At 37.5% G+C, this 518-nt stretch carries 1 protein-coding gene; it reads left to right on the forward strand.

From position 1 onward, the window contains the following. A partial coding sequence (locus D1Z92_RS17140; RefSeq protein ID WP_164931707.1) for an IS3 family transposase occupies positions 1–518 on the forward strand: 518 nt, incomplete at both ends.

Consider the following 518-nt stretch of genomic DNA (forward strand, 5'->3'; position numbering starts at 1 on the left):
ATTTTAAAGCAAGCCGCGCTGATAATGGGACGAAAGTAAATGTGATTAAAAGTAATCAACACAGATACTCGGTATCAGCAATGTGTAGCGTCCTACAACTGCCTAGAGCAACGTATTATTACGAAGTGAAGCAACGTCAAACCAATGACGATAAAATTGTTCCACTTATACAAGAAATCTTTCGAAAAAGTAGAAATAACTACGGCACACGAAAAATTAAAGTAGAGCTAAAAAAGCAAGGCCACATTGTTTCTAGACGTCGAATTGGTCGTATCATGAAACAGCAAGGTTTGGTATCGAATTATACCGTGGCACAGTTTAAACCGCACAAAACAACGTGTAATGAAGCTCCTATTGCCAATGAATTAGATCGTCATTTTCAACAAGAACAAGCTTGTGCAGTCGTTGTTAGTGATTTAACTTATGTGAGAGTTGAAAACAGCTGGCACTATGTCTGCTTATTAGTGGATCTTTTTAATCGTGAAATCATAGGTTATAGTGCAGGTCCAAGTAAAGAT

This window comes from Longirhabdus pacifica (assembly GCF_004115085.1).
Lineage (GTDB): Bacteria > Bacillota > Bacilli > Paenibacillales > DSM-105158 > Longirhabdus > Longirhabdus pacifica.